The sequence below is a fragment of the Salmonella sp. 741265116_PST genome (assembly GCF_046567715.1).
GTDB classification, from domain to species: domain Bacteria; phylum Pseudomonadota; class Gammaproteobacteria; order Enterobacterales; family Enterobacteriaceae; genus Salmonella; species Salmonella enterica.
Map to the genome: position 1 here is coordinate 37,971 of NZ_JBKFPH010000015.1, position 16,142 is coordinate 54,112.

Consider the following 16,142-nt stretch of genomic DNA (forward strand, 5'->3'; position numbering starts at 1 on the left):
GCCACCGGCTCCCTGATTTTGAAGATGAAGGTAATGCAAAAATACGCGCTTCACGCTTACCCAGTTATGGCCCTGATGGTCGCGACGCTGACAGGATGCGCCTGGATACCCGCTAAACCGCTCGTGCAGGGGGCGACCACGGCGCAGCCGATACCTGGCCCGGTACCGGTGGCGAATGGCTCCATATTTCAGTCTGCGCAGCCGATTAATTATGGCTATCAGCCGCTTTTTGAAGATCGTCGACCGCGTAATATCGGCGATACGCTCACGATTGTGTTACAGGAAAACGTCAGCGCCAGTAAAAGCTCGTCGGCAAATGCCAGTCGCGACGGCAAAACCAGCTTTGGTTTTGATACGGTACCGCGTTATCTGCAGGGATTATTCGGTAATTCCCGCGCGGATATGGAGGCCTCCGGCGGCAACTCTTTTAACGGTAAAGGCGGCGCGAATGCCAGCAATACCTTTAGCGGCACGCTGACCGTGACCGTCGATCAGGTTCTGGCCAATGGCAATTTACACGTCGTGGGGGAAAAACAGATCGCGATTAATCAGGGAACGGAATTCATCCGCTTCTCCGGCGTGGTAAATCCACGCACCATCAGCGGCAGCAACTCCGTTCCCTCGACACAGGTGGCGGATGCGCGGATTGAATATGTCGGGAACGGCTATATTAACGAAGCGCAAAATATGGGCTGGCTGCAACGTTTCTTCCTTAATTTGTCGCCGATGTAAGCGAGGTGTATGTGTTTAAAGCTCTTGCAGGAATCGTTCTGGCACTGGTTGCCACTTTGGCGCACGCCGAGCGTATCCGGGATCTGACCAGTGTCCAGGGAGTACGGGAAAACTCGCTGATCGGCTACGGGCTGGTGGTCGGGCTGGACGGTACGGGCGACCAGACGACCCAGACGCCATTTACCACCCAGACGCTGAATAACATGCTGTCACAACTGGGGATTACGGTCCCCACCGGCACCAACATGCAGTTGAAAAACGTGGCGGCGGTGATGGTGACGGCGTCGTATCCGCCTTTTGCGCGACAGGGACAAACGATCGATGTCGTCGTTTCCTCAATGGGGAACGCTAAAAGTCTGCGTGGCGGGACGTTATTAATGACGCCGTTAAAAGGGGTGGACAGCCAGGTGTATGCTCTGGCGCAGGGCAATATTCTGGTCGGCGGCGCGGGCGCTTCCGCAGGCGGCAGTAGCGTGCAGGTTAACCAGCTTAATGGCGGGCGCATCACTAATGGCGCGATTATCGAACGCGAGTTGCCGACTCAGTTCGGCGCTGGCAACACCATTAATCTGCAATTGAACGACGAAGATTTTACGATGGCGCAGCAAATTACCGACGCCATCAACCGCGCCCGCGGTTACGGCAGCGCCACTGCGCTTGATGCGCGAACGGTACAGGTACGCGTGCCCAGCGGCAACAGCTCGCAGGTGCGTTTTCTGGCGGACATTCAAAATATGGAAGTCAACGTGACGCCGCAGGATGCAAAAGTCGTGATCAACTCGCGTACCGGTTCGGTGGTCATGAATCGGGAAGTCACGCTGGATAGCTGCGCTGTGGCGCAGGGCAATTTGTCAGTGACAGTCAATCGCCAGCTCAACGTCAACCAGCCGAATACGCCATTTGGCGGCGGGCAGACCGTGGTGACGCCACAGACTCAAATAGATTTGCGTCAGAGCGGCGGATCGCTACAGAGCGTGCGTTCCAGCGCCAATCTGAACAGCGTAGTGCGCGCGCTGAATGCGCTTGGCGCGACGCCGATGGACCTGATGTCGATTTTGCAGTCCATGCAGAGCGCGGGCTGTCTACGCGCCAAACTGGAAATCATCTGATGATCGGAGACGGTAAATTGCTGGCCAGCGCGGCCTGGGATGCGCAATCTCTGAACGAACTGAAAGCGAAAGCGGGCCAGGACCCGGCGGCGAATATCCGTCCTGTGGCCCGTCAGGTGGAAGGGATGTTTGTGCAGATGATGCTGAAAAGTATGCGCGAGGCTTTACCCAAAGATGGTTTATTCAGCAGCGATCAGACGCGTCTGTATACCAGCATGTATGACCAGCAGATCGCCCAGCAGATGACCGCCGGTAAGGGACTGGGGCTGGCGGATATGATGGTTAAACAGATGACGGGCGGGCAGACGATGCCTGCGGATGACGCGCCGCAAGTACCGCTTAAATTCTCCCTGGAGACGGTAAACAGCTATCAAAATCAGGCGCTGACCCAACTGGTGCGCAAAGCCATCCCGAAAACGCCGGACAGCAGCGATGCGCCGCTCTCCGGCGACAGTAAAGACTTTCTGGCCCGGCTTTCGCTCCCGGCGAGACTGGCCAGCGAACAAAGCGGGGTGCCGCATCATCTGATTCTGGCGCAGGCGGCGCTGGAGTCCGGCTGGGGGCAGCGGCAAATCCTGCGGGAGAATGGCGAACCCAGCTATAACGTTTTTGGCGTGAAAGCGACCGCCAGTTGGAAAGGGCCGGTGACGGAAATCACCACCACTGAATACGAAAATGGCGAAGCGAAAAAAGTGAAAGCGAAATTCCGCGTCTATAGCTCGTATCTGGAGGCGTTATCGGATTATGTCGCGCTGTTAACGCGTAACCCACGCTACGCTGCCGTGACCACTGCCGCCACGGCAGAGCAAGGCGCAGTGGCCCTGCAAAACGCCGGATACGCCACTGACCCGAATTACGCGCGTAAATTGACCAGCATGATTCAGCAGTTGAAAGCGATGAGTGAAAAGGTCAGCAAAACCTACAGCGCGAATCTCGACAATCTCTTTTAAATTGCTCAAGTCCACGTAGTCGCTGCCGATAACAACGAGTATTGAAGGATTAAAAGGAACCATCATGTCCAGCTTGATTAATCACGCCATGAGCGGACTTAACGCCGCGCAGGCCGCGTTAAATACGGTCAGTAATAACATCAACAATTATAACGTTGCGGGTTATACCCGGCAGACAACTATTCTGGCGCAGGCAAACAGTACGTTAGGGGCTGGCGGCTGGATAGGTAATGGCGTTTACGTTTCAGGCGTACAGCGCGAATATGATGCGTTTATCACTAATCAGCTACGCGGCGCGCAAAACCAGAGCAGCGGCTTGACCACGCGCTATGAACAGATGTCGAAAATCGATAACCTGCTGGCCGATAAATCCAGCTCACTGTCTGGTTCGTTGCAGAGTTTTTTTACCAGCCTGCAAACGTTAGTCAGTAATGCGGAAGATCCTGCGGCGCGTCAGGCGCTGATTGGTAAAGCGGAAGGGCTGGTAAACCAGTTCAAAACCACCGATCAGTATCTGCGCGATCAGGATAAACAGGTCAATATCGCGATTGGCTCCAGCGTGGCGCAAATCAACAATTACGCGAAGCAGATAGCTAACCTGAACGATCAAATCTCCCGTATGACGGGCGTAGGCGCGGGCGCATCGCCGAACGACCTGCTCGATCAGCGTGATCAGTTGGTCAGCGAGCTTAACAAGATCGTTGGCGTCGAGGTGAGTGTACAGGACGGCGGCACCTATAACCTGACGATGGCTAATGGCTATACGCTGGTGCAGGGGTCGACGGCGCGTCAGTTGGCGGCGGTTCCCTCCAGTGCCGACCCGACGCGAACGACTGTCGCTTATGTCGATGAGGCCGCCGGTAACATCGAAATTCCGGAAAAGTTGCTGAACACCGGTTCGCTCGGCGGATTACTGACGTTCCGTTCTCAGGATCTGGATCAGACTCGTAATACGCTGGGCCAGTTGGCATTGGCGTTTGCCGATGCGTTTAACGCGCAGCATACCAAAGGTTATGACGCCGACGGCAATAAAGGGAAAGACTTCTTTAGCATTGGCTCGCCGGTGGTATATAGCAACAGTAATAATGCCGATAAAACGGTATCGCTAACCGCTAAGGTGGTCGACAGCACGAAGGTTCAGGCGACGGATTATAAGATTGTTTTTGACGGTACAGACTGGCAGGTTACTCGCACTGCGGATAACACCACCTTCACGGCGACAAAAGATGCTGACGGAAAACTGGAGATTGACGGTCTTAAAGTGACGGTAGGAACCGGCGCACAGAAAAACGACAGTTTTCTTCTCAAGCCGGTCAGCAATGCTATCGTCGACATGAACGTTAAAGTGACAAATGAAGCCGAGATTGCGATGGCGTCTGAGTCAAAACTCGATCCTGATGTGGATACCGGCGACAGCGATAACCGCAATGGTCAGGCATTGCTGGACTTACAAAACAGCAATGTCGTGGGCGGCAACAAAACCTTTAACGATGCTTATGCCACGTTGGTCAGCGATGTGGGTAACAAAACGTCAACGCTGAAAACCAGCAGCACCACGCAGGCGAATGTGGTTAAACAGCTTTATAAACAGCAACAGTCGGTTTCCGGCGTTAACCTCGACGAAGAGTACGGCAATTTGCAGCGTTATCAGCAGTATTATCTGGCGAATGCGCAAGTATTGCAGACCGCGAATGCGCTGTTTGATGCGTTACTGAATATTCGCTAAAGGAGAAGGATGACATGCGTATCAGTACCCAGATGATGTACGAACAAAATATGAGCGGCATCACTAATTCTCAGGCCGAATGGATGAAGCTGGGCGAGCAGATGTCTACCGGTAAGCGCGTTACCAACCCATCTGACGATCCGATCGCCGCGTCGCAGGCTGTAGTACTCTCTCAGGCGCAGGCGCAGAATAGCCAGTACGCCCTGGCGCGTACGTTTGCCACCCAAAAAGTGTCGCTGGAAGAAAGCGTACTCAGTCAGGTGACGACGGCGATTCAAACCGCGCAGGAAAAAATCGTCTATGCCGGAAACGGCACATTAAGCGACGATGACCGCGCGTCACTGGCGACGGATTTACAGGGGATCCGCGATCAGCTGATGAACCTGGCAAACAGCACTGACGGCAATGGTCGCTATATCTTTGCCGGATATAAAACGGAAGCGGCGCCATTCGACCAGGCGACAGGTGGTTATCATGGTGGCGAGAAAAGTGTTACCCAGCAGGTGGATTCCGCACGCACGATGGTAATTGGCCATACGGGAGCGCAAATTTTTAATAGCATCACCAGCAATGCGGTGCCGGAACCGGATGGCTCGGACTCCGAAAAGAATCTGTTTGTCATGCTCGATACGGCAATTGCCGCGCTCAATACCCCGGTGGAAGGCAATGACGTGGAAAAAGAAAAGGCCGCTGCCGCCATTGATAAAACCAATCGCGGCTTAAAAAATTCGCTTAATAACGTCCTGACCGTTCGTGCGGAACTGGGAACGCAACTGAGCGAACTCAGTACGCTGGATTCACTGGGAAGCGACCGTGCGCTGGGACAGAAGCTGCAGATGAGCAACCTGGTAGATGTGGACTGGAACTCGGTCATCTCCTCCTACGTCATGCAACAGGCGGCATTACAGGCGTCCTATAAAACGTTTACCGACATGCAGGGAATGTCGCTTTTCCAGTTGAACCGGTAACACCTCTTTTGAAACATATCACGAAACTGGATATGTTTTGTCTGCCCGCGCCATCCACCCCGGCGCGGGCATTTTTTTAGTCGTCATTGAGTGGTCATATTGTCGCGCCCGTAGCGACGCCATCCATACGCATTATCCCGCCCGATCTCATAAACGCCTGGAGTGACTAAAAGACGCCATGGGGTGAGGCATCGCCCTGTAAGGGGCATAAAAAAGCCGACCTGGCGGTCGGCTTTGTATCAGCATTTACATCATTCTACCGGCTGTGGGCGTGTCGCCGGGGCGCTGGCGTGACGTGTGGCGCTGTGTCCGCCTGCTGCGCCTTTACCTTCAAAGTGGAAGGAAGGGCGCTGCCAGTCGCTATGGTGCGGGGTTTCCGGCACATATTCTGGCGCTGGCGCACGCGTCATCGGCGCGCTGGCGTGGTTATGATCGTCAACGCAGACAACGTCCTGCGGCTTTTCCACCACCTGGGCCGGTGCGATAACGGTTTCTTCTGCCGTGTGCTCCACAACAGCCGCTTCCGCTTTTGTCTCTTCTTCTGGCTCGACAACGACAACATCAGCTACGTTTTCAGCCACCGTAATGGACGCGTCGGCGGTTTCTGCTACCGGTTCGGCGTCAGCAATAACCTCTTGCGCCACCGGCGTATCGCTTTCGGCAATCAGTTGCGGCTGTTCATCAACTGGCGCGGCAATCACTTCCGGATGCGTTGTCTCGACCTCGACGACTTCCGGCGCCTGTGGTTCGGCGACAGTCTGCGGCTCAACGGCAACGTTTTCTACCGCCTGTACCGACGCTTGTGGTTCTAACGCTACGGTCGCAGCGATAACCTGCGGTTCAGCGACAACCGGTTGTGGCAGCGCCAGATCTGCTTCACGCTGCTCTTCAACAACCTGCGTTTCCTGAGGACGGACAATCGGGTAGCGGATCCAGACTTTACCGGACGCCATTTCTGGCGACGCGCAGGCGACGGTTAACGGCATCGGCGATTGTGTCGGGTAGCGCTCGTCACGATAGCGACGGCGACGCTGACCGCTTACGCGCAGGTGGCGCGGAGAACGGCGGGAGCGACGCGGCATACCGGTATTATCGCGAGGTTCTACGCTATCATCCTGCTCCGGCGTAATATCGGCAACGACAGGTAAATCAACTTTCGCCAGCTCGGTACGCGGTGCTGGAACGGGCTGTTCAACGTTTTCAACCGGGCGTGGTTCGTCGACGACGACCGGCGTGTCAACCGTTTCAACCACTGCGCTGTTGGTAAAGCGGACTTTCTGATTAAGCTGACGCTGCTTGCGGCGCGGCTGAACCTGCTGAACGCGTTCTTCCTGCTCGGTCTCCTGGACAGGCTGTTCTTCGCGGTTAAGCGCTTTTACTTCCTGCTGCGCCTGGCGTTTGTCATCATTGCGGCGGCGGCTGCGTTCGCGACGCGGCGTCTGTTGCTGCTCATCGCCGGTTTTCACTTTTTCCGCCGTTTCCTGCTGGCGGGTATCGCGCGCTTCCGCATTTTGCTGCTGCGCCTGGCGACGGTTACGACGATTATCGTCGCGGCTCTCGCCGCCGTCACGTCCGGCACGGTTATCACGGGTGTCGCGGCGTTCGTTACGATCGCGACGGTTGTTCTGCCGTGGCTTACGACGATCCTGCTGACGTTCCGCTTTTTCTTCCGCTTTCGGCGCGGCTGTTTCGACGGTTTTCGTTTCTTCATCACCGCTGAACAGTTGTTTCAGCGCGTTAAGGAAGCGGCTAAACAGACCCGGCTGGGCAGGCTGCGCGGCGGCAACATTATCCTTTTTCGCCGTGGCGACGCTAACCGCCGGTTCGACAGGCGTCGGCGCCGGAGGCACATCTGGCATAGCGAATGTCGCCAGCGCAGGCTGTTCCGGGCGTTTACGCTCGGCGTACTCTTCTTCAGAAGGCAGCGCCATTGCTTCTTCGTGCAGCTTCGGCAGCATGTAGCTCAGGGTCGACGTTTCTTCCCCTTTGCGTACGCGCAGCACGGAATAGTGCGGCGTTTCCATCTGATCGTTCGGGACGATGACACAGCGGACGCCATCCTGACGCGTCTCAATAGCGTTAACTGCCGTCCGTTTTTCGTTAAGCAGATAAGAGGCGATCGGCACCGGAACAATGGCATGGACTTCCTGCGTATTCTCTTTCAGCGCTTCTTCTTCAATCAGGCGCAGAATGGACAGCGACAGAGATTCGTTATCGCGCACGGTGCCGGTACCGCTACAGCGCGGACACACGTGATGGCTGGATTCGCCCAGCGACGGGCTCAGACGCTGACGCGACATTTCGAGCAGGCCGAAGCGGGAAATATGGCTAATCTGAATACGCGCCCGGTCCTGACGCACCGCTTCACGCAGGCGGTTTTCTACCGCGCGCTGGTGACGTACCGGCGTCATATCGATAAAGTCGATAACGATCAGGCCGCCCAGGTCGCGCAGACGCAACTGGCGGGCAATCTCATCGGCCGCTTCAAGGTTGGTGTTGAACGCGGTCTCTTCGATGTCGCCGCCGCGGGTTGCACGCGCGGAGTTGATGTCGATGGCGGTCAGCGCTTCGGTGCTGTCGATAACGATAGAACCACCGGAGGGCAGGCGCACTTCACGCTGGAACGCTGACTCGATCTGCGATTCAATCTGGTAGTGGCTGAACAGCGGAATTTCACCGGTGTACAGTTTGATTTTGCTGCTGAAATCCGGACGGCCCAACGCGGCGATATGCTGACGCGCCATTTCCATCACTTTTGGATTGTCGATCAGGATTTCACCGATATCCTGACGCAGATAGTCGCGAAACGCGCGTACGATGACGTTGCTTTCCTGATGGATCAGGAACGGCGCGGGACGGCTTTCAGCGGCTTTCTGAATGGCTTCCCAGTGTTTCAGGCGGAAGCTTAAATCCCACTGCAACGCTTCGGCGGATTTACCCACGCCCGCGGTACGCACGATAAGCCCCATCCCTTCAGGAAGTTCCAGGCTGGCCAACGCTTCTTTTAACTCGGTACGATCGTCGCCTTCAATGCGACGGGAAATACCACCCGCGCGCGGGTTATTCGGCATCAGTACCAGGTAGCTGCCCGCCAGACTGATAAAGGTGGTTAACGCCGCGCCTTTGTTGCCGCGCTCTTCTTTATCGATTTGAACAATGACTTCCTGGCCTTCACGTAACACGTCTTTAATGTTCGGGCGACCATGAGCGCTGTAGTTAGCGGGGAAATATTCGCGGGCAATTTCTTTTAACGGGAGGAAACCGTGGCGTTCTGCGCCGTAATCAACAAAAGCCGCTTCCAGGCTCGGTTCAATACGGGTAATTTTGCCTTTATAGATGTTCGCTTTTTTCTGCTCGTGTCCGGGGCTTTCTATATCCAGATCGTACAGACGCTGCCCATCTACAAGGGCGACGCGCAACTCTTCCTGCTGAGTTGCGTTGATTAACATTCTTTTCATCGTAACTTACTCATTATTCTTACGTTGACGACTAAGCTGCGGGCATGGTGACGCCTTACCGGGCATGAACCGATGGCCTCGTGACTATTTCGCGTCGCCAACCTCACGGTTATCGTCAGCTCAAAGAGGCGCAGAGTGTCGGTTGCCTGTATTTCATACGGAAACACAGCGCAATTATCAGGGAAGCAGCCTGGGCATTACTCTCCAGAGAAGATCCTATCTACCGGTAAGGACTGCAACCCGCAGCCCGCTAACTGTCTGAAAAATCAATACGTCTTACGCCATTGCTGCGTTGATGATCGGTCAGACAAAATGGGTTATTCCGCTAAACTTTTTGTTTTAACAAGTTTCGGTGCGGAAACCGCATCATTATTCCACTGCTAACCTTGTTATAGCAAGATGACTTTTACCATTTATCACCCGCTTACTCACAGTTTTTTCACCAGCATGAGCCGATCGCTTTAATAACCAGCAAAACCGCAGTGAAAAATGTTCATCCACTGGCATAGACGTCTCTATAAGCATAGAAAAATGTGTGGCGCGAATCTCACAGGCTATTTAGAATCGCCCCCCATGAAAACAGAAACGCCATCCGTAAAAATTGTTGCCATCGCCGCTGACGAAGCGGGGCAACGCATTGATAACTTTTTGCGCACCCAACTGAAAGGGGTACCAAAAAGTATGATTTATCGCATCTTGCGTAAAGGCGAGGTGCGGGTGAATAAAAAACGCATCAAACCGGAATACAAACTGGAAGCGGGCGATGAAGTCCGCATTCCGCCGGTTCGCGTTGCTGAACGCGAAGAAGAGGCCGTGTCGCCGCATTTGCAAAAAGTGGCGGCGTTGGCGGACGTCATTTTGTATGAAGACGACCATATTCTGGTGCTGAATAAACCTTCCGGCACCGCCGTACACGGTGGGAGCGGGTTAAGTTTTGGCGTCATCGAAGGGCTGCGGGCGTTGCGTCCGGAAGCGCGATTCCTGGAACTGGTGCATCGTCTTGACCGCGATACCTCCGGCGTGCTGTTGGTGGCGAAAAAACGCTCCGCGCTGCGTTCGCTGCATGAGCAACTGCGCGAAAAGGGAATGCAGAAAGATTATCTGGCGCTGGTGCGCGGCCAGTGGCAATCGCACGTTAAAACCGTACAGGCGCCATTATTAAAGAACATTCTGCAAAGCGGCGAACGCATTGTTCGCGTGAGCCAGGAAGGTAAGCCGTCAGAAACGCGCTTCAAGGTGGAAGAGCGCTATGCCTTCGCCACGCTGGTGCGCTGTAGCCCGGTGACCGGACGTACGCATCAGATTCGTGTGCATACCCAGTATGCCGGCCATCCAATTGCGTTCGACGATCGCTACGGCGACCGTGAGTTTGATAAGCAACTGGCGGATACGGGGTTGAACCGACTTTTCCTGCATGCAGCAGCGTTGAAATTTACCCATCCGGGAACGGGTGAAGTGATGCGTATTGAAGCGCCGATGGATAAGCAATTGAAGCGCTGCCTTGAAGTATTGCGTAGTAAAGCCTGATGCGCGTTGCTTATCAGGCCTACAATCGTGTGATGCACCGTAGGCCTGATAAGACGCATCGCGTCGCCATCAGGCAGATTAATCAGGCATTCAGTGGGTTCATCTCTTCCCGCCGCAGCATTTGACACAACGCGATCAGCGGCAAACCGATCAAGGTATTTGGGTCACGACCCTCCAGGCGCTCAAATAATGCAATGCCTAAACCTTCGCTTTTAAAACTTCCCGCGCAGTGCAGCGGATGCTCTTTGCGGACATAGTCGTCTATTTCCGCTTCGCTTAAATGGCGAAAATGAACGTCAAAAGGCTCCACTTCGGTTTGTAAGTGCCCGGAGGCGGAGTTATACAATGCCAGTCCGGTATAAAACGTCACAATATTTCCGCTGGCTTTGGCTAATTGCTGACGCGCTTTTTCTTCCGTCAGCGGTTTGCCGGTGATTTCACCGTCCAGAACACAAATTTGGTCGGAGCCAATAATCAAATGATTCGGGAAACGCGCGGCGAGCGATTGCGCCTTCGCCTGCGCCAGCCGCAGCACCAACTGACGCGGCGCTTCGCCCGGCATGGGGGTTTCATCAACATCCGGCGCGGCGCATTCGAAAGGAATCGTCAGCTTTTCCAGCAGCGCGCGACGCCAGGGAGAGGTAGACGCAAGAATGAGACGGGGCATATTTTTTCCCTCAGATATAGCGTAATGATGAGAGCCATCTTAAACTATGCTCTTCGGTCTTCAAGCCTGTCATACTGACTCGTCTTGAGCGAAAATAAGTCTGTAACCCGCAATGTGTGCGAATTATTGGCAAAAGGCAACCGCAGGCTGCCTTTTTCTTTGACTATATGACGTTACGAAGTTAATATGCGCGCCCTATGCAAAAGGTAAAATTACCCCTGACTCTTGATCCGGTTCGTACCGCTCAAAAACGCCTTGATTACCAGGGTATCTATACCCCCGATCAGGTTGAGCGCGTCGCCGAATCTGTAGTCAGTGTGGACAGTGATGTGGAATGCTCCATGTCGTTCGCTATCGATAACCAGCGTCTCGCCGTTTTAACCGGCGATGCGGTCGTTACGGTGTCGCTCGAATGCCAGCGTTGCGGGAAACCGTTTACCCATCAGGTTCACACAACGTATTGTTTTAGCCCTGTCCGTTCCGACGAGCAGGCTGAAGCACTGCCGGAAGCGTATGAGCCGATTGAGGTAAACGAATTCGGCGAAATCGATCTGCTGGCGACGGTTGAAGATGAAATCATCCTCGCCTTGCCGGTAGTTCCGGTGCATGATTCTGAACACTGTGAAGTGTCCGAGGCGGACATGGTCTTTGGCGAACTGCCTGATGAAGCGCAAAAGCCAAACCCATTTGCCGTATTAGCCAGCTTAAAGCGTAAGTAATAGGTCTTCCCCGCGGACGCAGGGATAAACCGTAATTGAGGAGTAAGGTCCATGGCCGTACAACAGAATAAACCAACCCGTTCCAAACGTGGCATGCGTCGTTCCCATGACGCTCTGACCGCAGTCACCAGCCTGTCTGTAGACAAAACTTCTGGTGAAAAACACCTGCGTCACCACATCACTGCCGACGGTTACTACCGCGGCCGTAAGGTCATCGCTAAGTAATCGCGCGATACTCGATGCCTTTTGCATCACAGGCGTGCCTGTGGTGTAAAAGCCGAAGAGTACAAGCGTGATAAAGCTTAGTGAGGATTTCTCCGCGTAAGCGGAGAACACCGAACCAGGCAGCGACGATACCTTGACACGTCTAACCCTGGCGTTAGATGTCATGGGGGGCGATTTTGGTCCTTCCGTGACGGTGCCTGCAGCATTGCAGGCACTGAACGCTAATTCGCAGCTCACTCTTCTTTTAGTCGGGAATCCCGATATTATCACGCCATTACTTGCCAAAGCTGACTTTGAACAACGTTCGCGTCTGCAGATTATCCCTGCACAGTCAGTTATTGCCAGTGATGCCCGGCCTTCGCAGGCGATCCGCGCCAGTCGCGGGACATCCATGCGTGTGGCCCTGGAGCTTGTGAAAGAAGGCCGAGCCGAAGCTTGCGTTAGCGCTGGTAATACCGGGGCGCTGATGGGGCTGGCGAAATTATTGCTCAAGCCTCTTGAGGGGATTGAGCGTCCGGCGTTGGTGACGGTATTACCGCACCAGCAAAAGGGCAAAACGGTAGTGCTTGATTTGGGGGCCAACGTCGACTGCGACAGTACCATGCTGGTGCAGTTTGCCGTGATGGGCGCCGTTTTGGCGGAAGAGGTCGTCGGGATCAAAAATCCCCGCGTGGCGCTACTCAATATCGGGGAAGAAGAAACCAAAGGCCTCGACAGTATTCGCGAAGCCTCTTTAATGTTAAAAACAGTCCCAACCATCAATTACATCGGCTACCTTGAGGCGAATGAGTTACTGACGGGAAAAACCGATGTACTGGTGTGTGACGGCTTTACAGGCAATGTCACACTTAAAACGATGGAGGGGGTTGTCAGGATGTTCCTTTCACTGCTGAAATCACAGGGCGAGGGGAAAAAACGGTCGTGGTGGCTGCTGTTATTAAAACGTTGGTTACAAAAAAGCCTGACGAGGCGATTCAGTCACCTCAACCCCGACCAGTATAATGGCGCCTGTCTGTTAGGATTGCGCGGCACGGTGATAAAAAGTCATGGTGCGGCCAATCAGCGAGCATTTGCAGTCGCGATTGAACAGGCAGTGCAGGCGGTGCAGCGACAAGTTCCTCAGCGAATTGCCGCTCGCCTGGAATCTGTATACCCAGCCGGATTTGAACCGCTGGACGATGGCAAAGGCGTAAACCTGCGGGCGCACAGATAATATCGCTGTCTCCCCGGCGCCGCCAGCGTGCCAGACGTTTACAGGTAACGGTATATAACCGAAAAGTGACTGAGCGTACATGTATACGAAGATTATTGGTACTGGCAGCTATCTGCCCGAACAAGTGCGGACTAACGCCGATCTGGAAAAAATGGTTGAAACCTCTGACGAGTGGATTGTCACTCGTACAGGTATTCGTGAACGCCATATCGCGGCGCCGAATGAAACTGTCGCGACGATGGGCTTTACCGCTGCGAATCGCGCGATTGAGATGGCGGGGATCGATAAAGACCAAATTGGCTTGATTGTGGTCGCTACCACATCAGCAACGCATGCATTTCCAAGCGCGGCATGTCAGATTCAAAGTATGCTCGGTATTAAAGGTTGCCCGGCGTTTGATGTCGCGGCAGCGTGCGCAGGTTTCACCTACGCGTTAAGCATCGCCGACCAGTACGTTAAATCCGGCGCGGTTAAACACGCGCTGGTGGTCGGTTCCGATGTATTAGCCCGCACTTGCGATCCTGGCGATCGCGGAACGATCATTATTTTCGGCGATGGCGCAGGCGCGGCGGTACTGAGCGCTTCTGAAGAACCGGGTATTATCTCCACTCATCTTCATGCCGATGGCCGTTACGGTGAATTACTGACCCTGCCGAATGCCGATCGCGTAAATCCGGATAACCCGATTTACCTGACGATGGCGGGCAATGAAGTCTTTAAAGTGGCGGTCACTGAACTGGCGCATATTGTCGATGAGACGCTGGCGGCTAATAACCTGAATCGCTCAGAACTCGATTGGCTGGTGCCGCATCAGGCTAACCTGCGTATCATTAGCGCGACAGCGAAAAAACTCGGCATGTCGATGGACAATGTCGTCGTCACGCTGGACAGGCACGGCAATACCTCCGCAGCTTCTGTGCCGTGTGCGCTGGATGAAGCCGTGCGTGACGGGCGAATTAAAGCCGGTCAACTGGTATTGCTTGAAGCCTTCGGGGGTGGATTCACCTGGGGCTCCGCGCTGATTCGTTTCTAGTATAAGGATTTAAACATGACGCAATTTGCATTTGTGTTCCCCGGTCAGGGTTCTCAGAGCGTTGGGATGTTGGCCGAGATGGCGGCAAATTACCCTATCGTAGAAGAAACGTTTGCTGAAGCTTCTGCGGCTCTGGGATATGATCTGTGGGCGCTCACCCAGCAAGGTCCAGCGGAAGAGCTGAATAAAACCTGGCAGACGCAGCCAGCGTTATTAACCGCTTCCGTCGCGCTTTGGCGCGTTTGGCAGCAGCAGGGCGGTAAAATGCCTGCGTTAATGGCAGGTCACAGCCTGGGCGAATATTCCGCGCTGGTTTGCGCCGGCGTCATCAACTTTGCTGATGCCGTTCGTCTGGTGGAAATGCGCGGTAAATTCATGCAGGAAGCGGTTCCGGAAGGTACTGGCGGCATGTCTGCGATCATCGGGCTGGATGATGCCTCTATTGCTAAAGCCTGTGAAGAATCTGCTGAAGGGCAGGTTGTTTCTCCGGTTAACTTTAACTCGCCGGGACAGGTGGTCATCGCTGGGCATAAAGAGGCGGTAGAACGCGCGGGCGCAGCCTGTAAAGCCGCTGGCGCGAAACGCGCGCTGCCGCTGCCGGTGAGCGTACCGTCGCACTGCGCGCTGATGAAACCAGCGGCAGATAAGCTGGCGGTTGAATTAGCCAAAATTACCTTTAGCGCGCCAACGGTGCCGGTAGTGAACAACGTTGACGTGAAATGTGAAACCGATGCCGCCGCTATCCGCGATGCGCTGGTTCGTCAATTGTACAATCCGGTACAGTGGACGAAGAGCGTGGAATTTATCGCGGCGCAGGGCGTTGAACATCTTTATGAAGTGGGTCCAGGTAAAGTCCTCACTGGTCTGACGAAACGTATTGTCGACACCCTGACAGCGTCGGCGCTGAACGAGCCGGCGGCGCTGTCTGCGGCACTTACGCAATAAAAGAGGAAAACCATGAGCTTTGAAGGAAAGATTGCGCTGGTGACTGGTGCAAGCCGTGGCATAGGCCGCGCAATTGCAGAGACTCTCGTTGCCCGCGGCGCGAAAGTTATCGGGACTGCGACCAGTGAAAATGGTGCGAAGAACATTAGCGACTATTTAGGTGCTAACGGGAAAGGTTTGATGTTGAATGTGACCGATCCTGCATCTATTGAATCTGTTCTGGAAAATATTCGTGCAGAATTTGGTGAAGTGGATATCCTGGTTAATAATGCCGGTATCACTCGTGATAATCTGTTGATGCGAATGAAAGATGATGAGTGGAACGATATTATCGAAACCAATTTATCATCCGTTTTCCGCCTGTCAAAAGCGGTAATGCGCGCTATGATGAAAAAGCGTTGTGGTCGCATTATCACTATTGGTTCTGTGGTTGGTACCATGGGAAATGCAGGTCAGGCAAACTACGCTGCGGCGAAAGCGGGCCTGATCGGTTTCAGTAAATCACTGGCGCGTGAAGTTGCGTCCCGTGGTATTACTGTTAATGTTGTGGCTCCGGGTTTTATTGAAACGGACATGACGCGTGCGCTGTCTGACGATCAGCGTGCGGGTATCCTGGCACAGGTGCCTGCGGGTCGCCTCGGCGGCGCTCAGGAAATCGCCAGTGCGGTTGTATTTTTAGCCTCTGACGAAGCGAGTTACATCACTGGTGAGACTCTGCACGTCAACGGCGGAATGTACATGGTTTAATCACGATTGAAAAATATTTGCGTTATTAGGGCGAAAGGTCGCAAAATAACGTAAAATCGTGGTAAGACCTGCCGGGATTTAGTTGCAAATTTTTCAACATTTTATACACTACGAAAACCATCG

14 protein-coding genes are annotated in these 16,142 nt (G+C 54.2%); 12 read left to right on the forward strand and 2 right to left on the reverse strand.

What is annotated here, in order from left to right; genetic code table 11:
• Positions 1-33: 33 nt before the first annotated feature.
• The 5 genes from flgH (at position 34) to flgL (ending at position 5,485) form a co-directional block, all read left to right on the forward strand.
• A complete protein-coding gene (flgH, locus tag ACLD11_RS12430) occupies positions 34-732 on the forward strand; it encodes a flagellar basal body L-ring protein FlgH (RefSeq protein WP_001174897.1) in 699 nt (232 codons plus the stop codon).
• Positions 733-743: 11 nt separating this feature from the next.
• A complete protein-coding gene (locus ACLD11_RS12435; protein ID WP_001518955.1) occupies positions 744-1,841 on the forward strand; it encodes a flagellar basal body P-ring protein FlgI in 1,098 nt (365 codons plus the stop codon).
• Complete coding sequence (gene flgJ / locus ACLD11_RS12440) at positions 1,841-2,791, forward strand: flagellar assembly peptidoglycan hydrolase FlgJ (RefSeq protein ID WP_000578685.1); 951 nt, start codon at positions 1,841-1,843, stop codon at positions 2,789-2,791. The genes ACLD11_RS12435 and flgJ overlap by 1 nt, the downstream gene beginning before the upstream one ends.
• A gap of 64 nt (positions 2,792-2,855) precedes the next feature.
• Complete coding sequence (gene flgK / locus ACLD11_RS12445; RefSeq protein ID WP_000096425.1) at positions 2,856-4,517, forward strand: flagellar hook-associated protein FlgK; 1,662 nt, start codon at positions 2,856-2,858, stop codon at positions 4,515-4,517.
• A gap of 14 nt (positions 4,518-4,531) precedes the next feature.
• Positions 4,532-5,485 (forward strand): flagellar hook-associated protein FlgL, encoded by a 954-nt coding sequence (flgL, locus tag ACLD11_RS12450; protein ID WP_058331241.1) that lies wholly within the window; start codon positions 4,532-4,534, stop codon positions 5,483-5,485.
• 251 nt (positions 5,486-5,736) lie between these two features.
• Here flgL and rne read toward each other — a convergent pair whose 3' ends face one another.
• A complete protein-coding gene (rne, locus tag ACLD11_RS12455; protein WP_411014964.1) occupies positions 5,737-8,943 on the reverse strand; it encodes a ribonuclease E in 3,207 nt (1,068 codons plus the stop codon).
• A gap of 573 nt (positions 8,944-9,516) precedes the next feature.
• Between rne and rluC the strand changes: the two genes are divergently transcribed.
• Positions 9,517-10,470: a 23S rRNA pseudouridine(955/2504/2580) synthase RluC gene (gene rluC, locus ACLD11_RS12460; RefSeq protein WP_000846310.1), complete on the forward strand. Its 954-nt coding sequence runs from the start codon at positions 9,517-9,519 to the stop codon at positions 10,468-10,470.
• An 82-nt stretch (positions 10,471-10,552) separates the two neighbouring features.
• On the opposite strand, the gene ACLD11_RS12465 is transcribed toward rluC, so the two are convergent.
• Positions 10,553-11,137 carry a Maf family protein gene (locus tag ACLD11_RS12465; protein WP_001137603.1) on the reverse strand — a complete coding sequence of 195 codons (585 nt, stop codon included), beginning with the start codon at positions 11,135-11,137 and terminating at the stop codon, positions 10,553-10,555.
• A 197-nt stretch (positions 11,138-11,334) separates the two neighbouring features.
• Here ACLD11_RS12465 and yceD point away from each other — a divergent pair, with 197 nt between their 5' ends.
• The 6 genes from yceD to fabG all read left to right on the forward strand — a co-directional run bounded on the left by yceD (position 11,335) and on the right by fabG (position 16,019).
• The gene (gene yceD, locus ACLD11_RS12470; RefSeq protein WP_001174492.1) at positions 11,335-11,856 is read left to right on the forward strand and encodes a 23S rRNA accumulation protein YceD; all 522 of its coding nucleotides are present in this window, start codon (positions 11,335-11,337) and stop codon (positions 11,854-11,856) included.
• A gap of 51 nt (positions 11,857-11,907) precedes the next feature.
• Positions 11,908-12,081 (forward strand): 50S ribosomal protein L32, encoded by a 174-nt coding sequence (gene rpmF / locus ACLD11_RS12475; RefSeq protein ID WP_000290727.1) that lies wholly within the window; start codon positions 11,908-11,910, stop codon positions 12,079-12,081.
• A 133-nt stretch (positions 12,082-12,214) separates the two neighbouring features.
• Positions 12,215-13,294, forward strand: coding sequence for a phosphate acyltransferase PlsX (gene plsX, locus ACLD11_RS12480; RefSeq protein ID WP_001518286.1), 1,080 nt, complete (start codon positions 12,215-12,217; stop codon positions 13,292-13,294).
• 79 nt (positions 13,295-13,373) lie between these two features.
• A complete protein-coding gene (fabH, locus tag ACLD11_RS12485; protein ID WP_085335253.1) occupies positions 13,374-14,327 on the forward strand; it encodes a beta-ketoacyl-ACP synthase III in 954 nt (317 codons plus the stop codon).
• Between the two features lie 15 nt (positions 14,328-14,342).
• Positions 14,343-15,272: an ACP S-malonyltransferase gene (fabD, locus tag ACLD11_RS12490; protein ID WP_000191343.1), complete on the forward strand. Its 930-nt coding sequence runs from the start codon at positions 14,343-14,345 to the stop codon at positions 15,270-15,272.
• A 12-nt stretch (positions 15,273-15,284) separates the two neighbouring features.
• Complete coding sequence (gene fabG / locus ACLD11_RS12495; RefSeq protein ID WP_224229057.1) at positions 15,285-16,019, forward strand: 3-oxoacyl-ACP reductase FabG; 735 nt, start codon at positions 15,285-15,287, stop codon at positions 16,017-16,019.
• Positions 16,020-16,142: the final 123 nt, after the last annotated feature.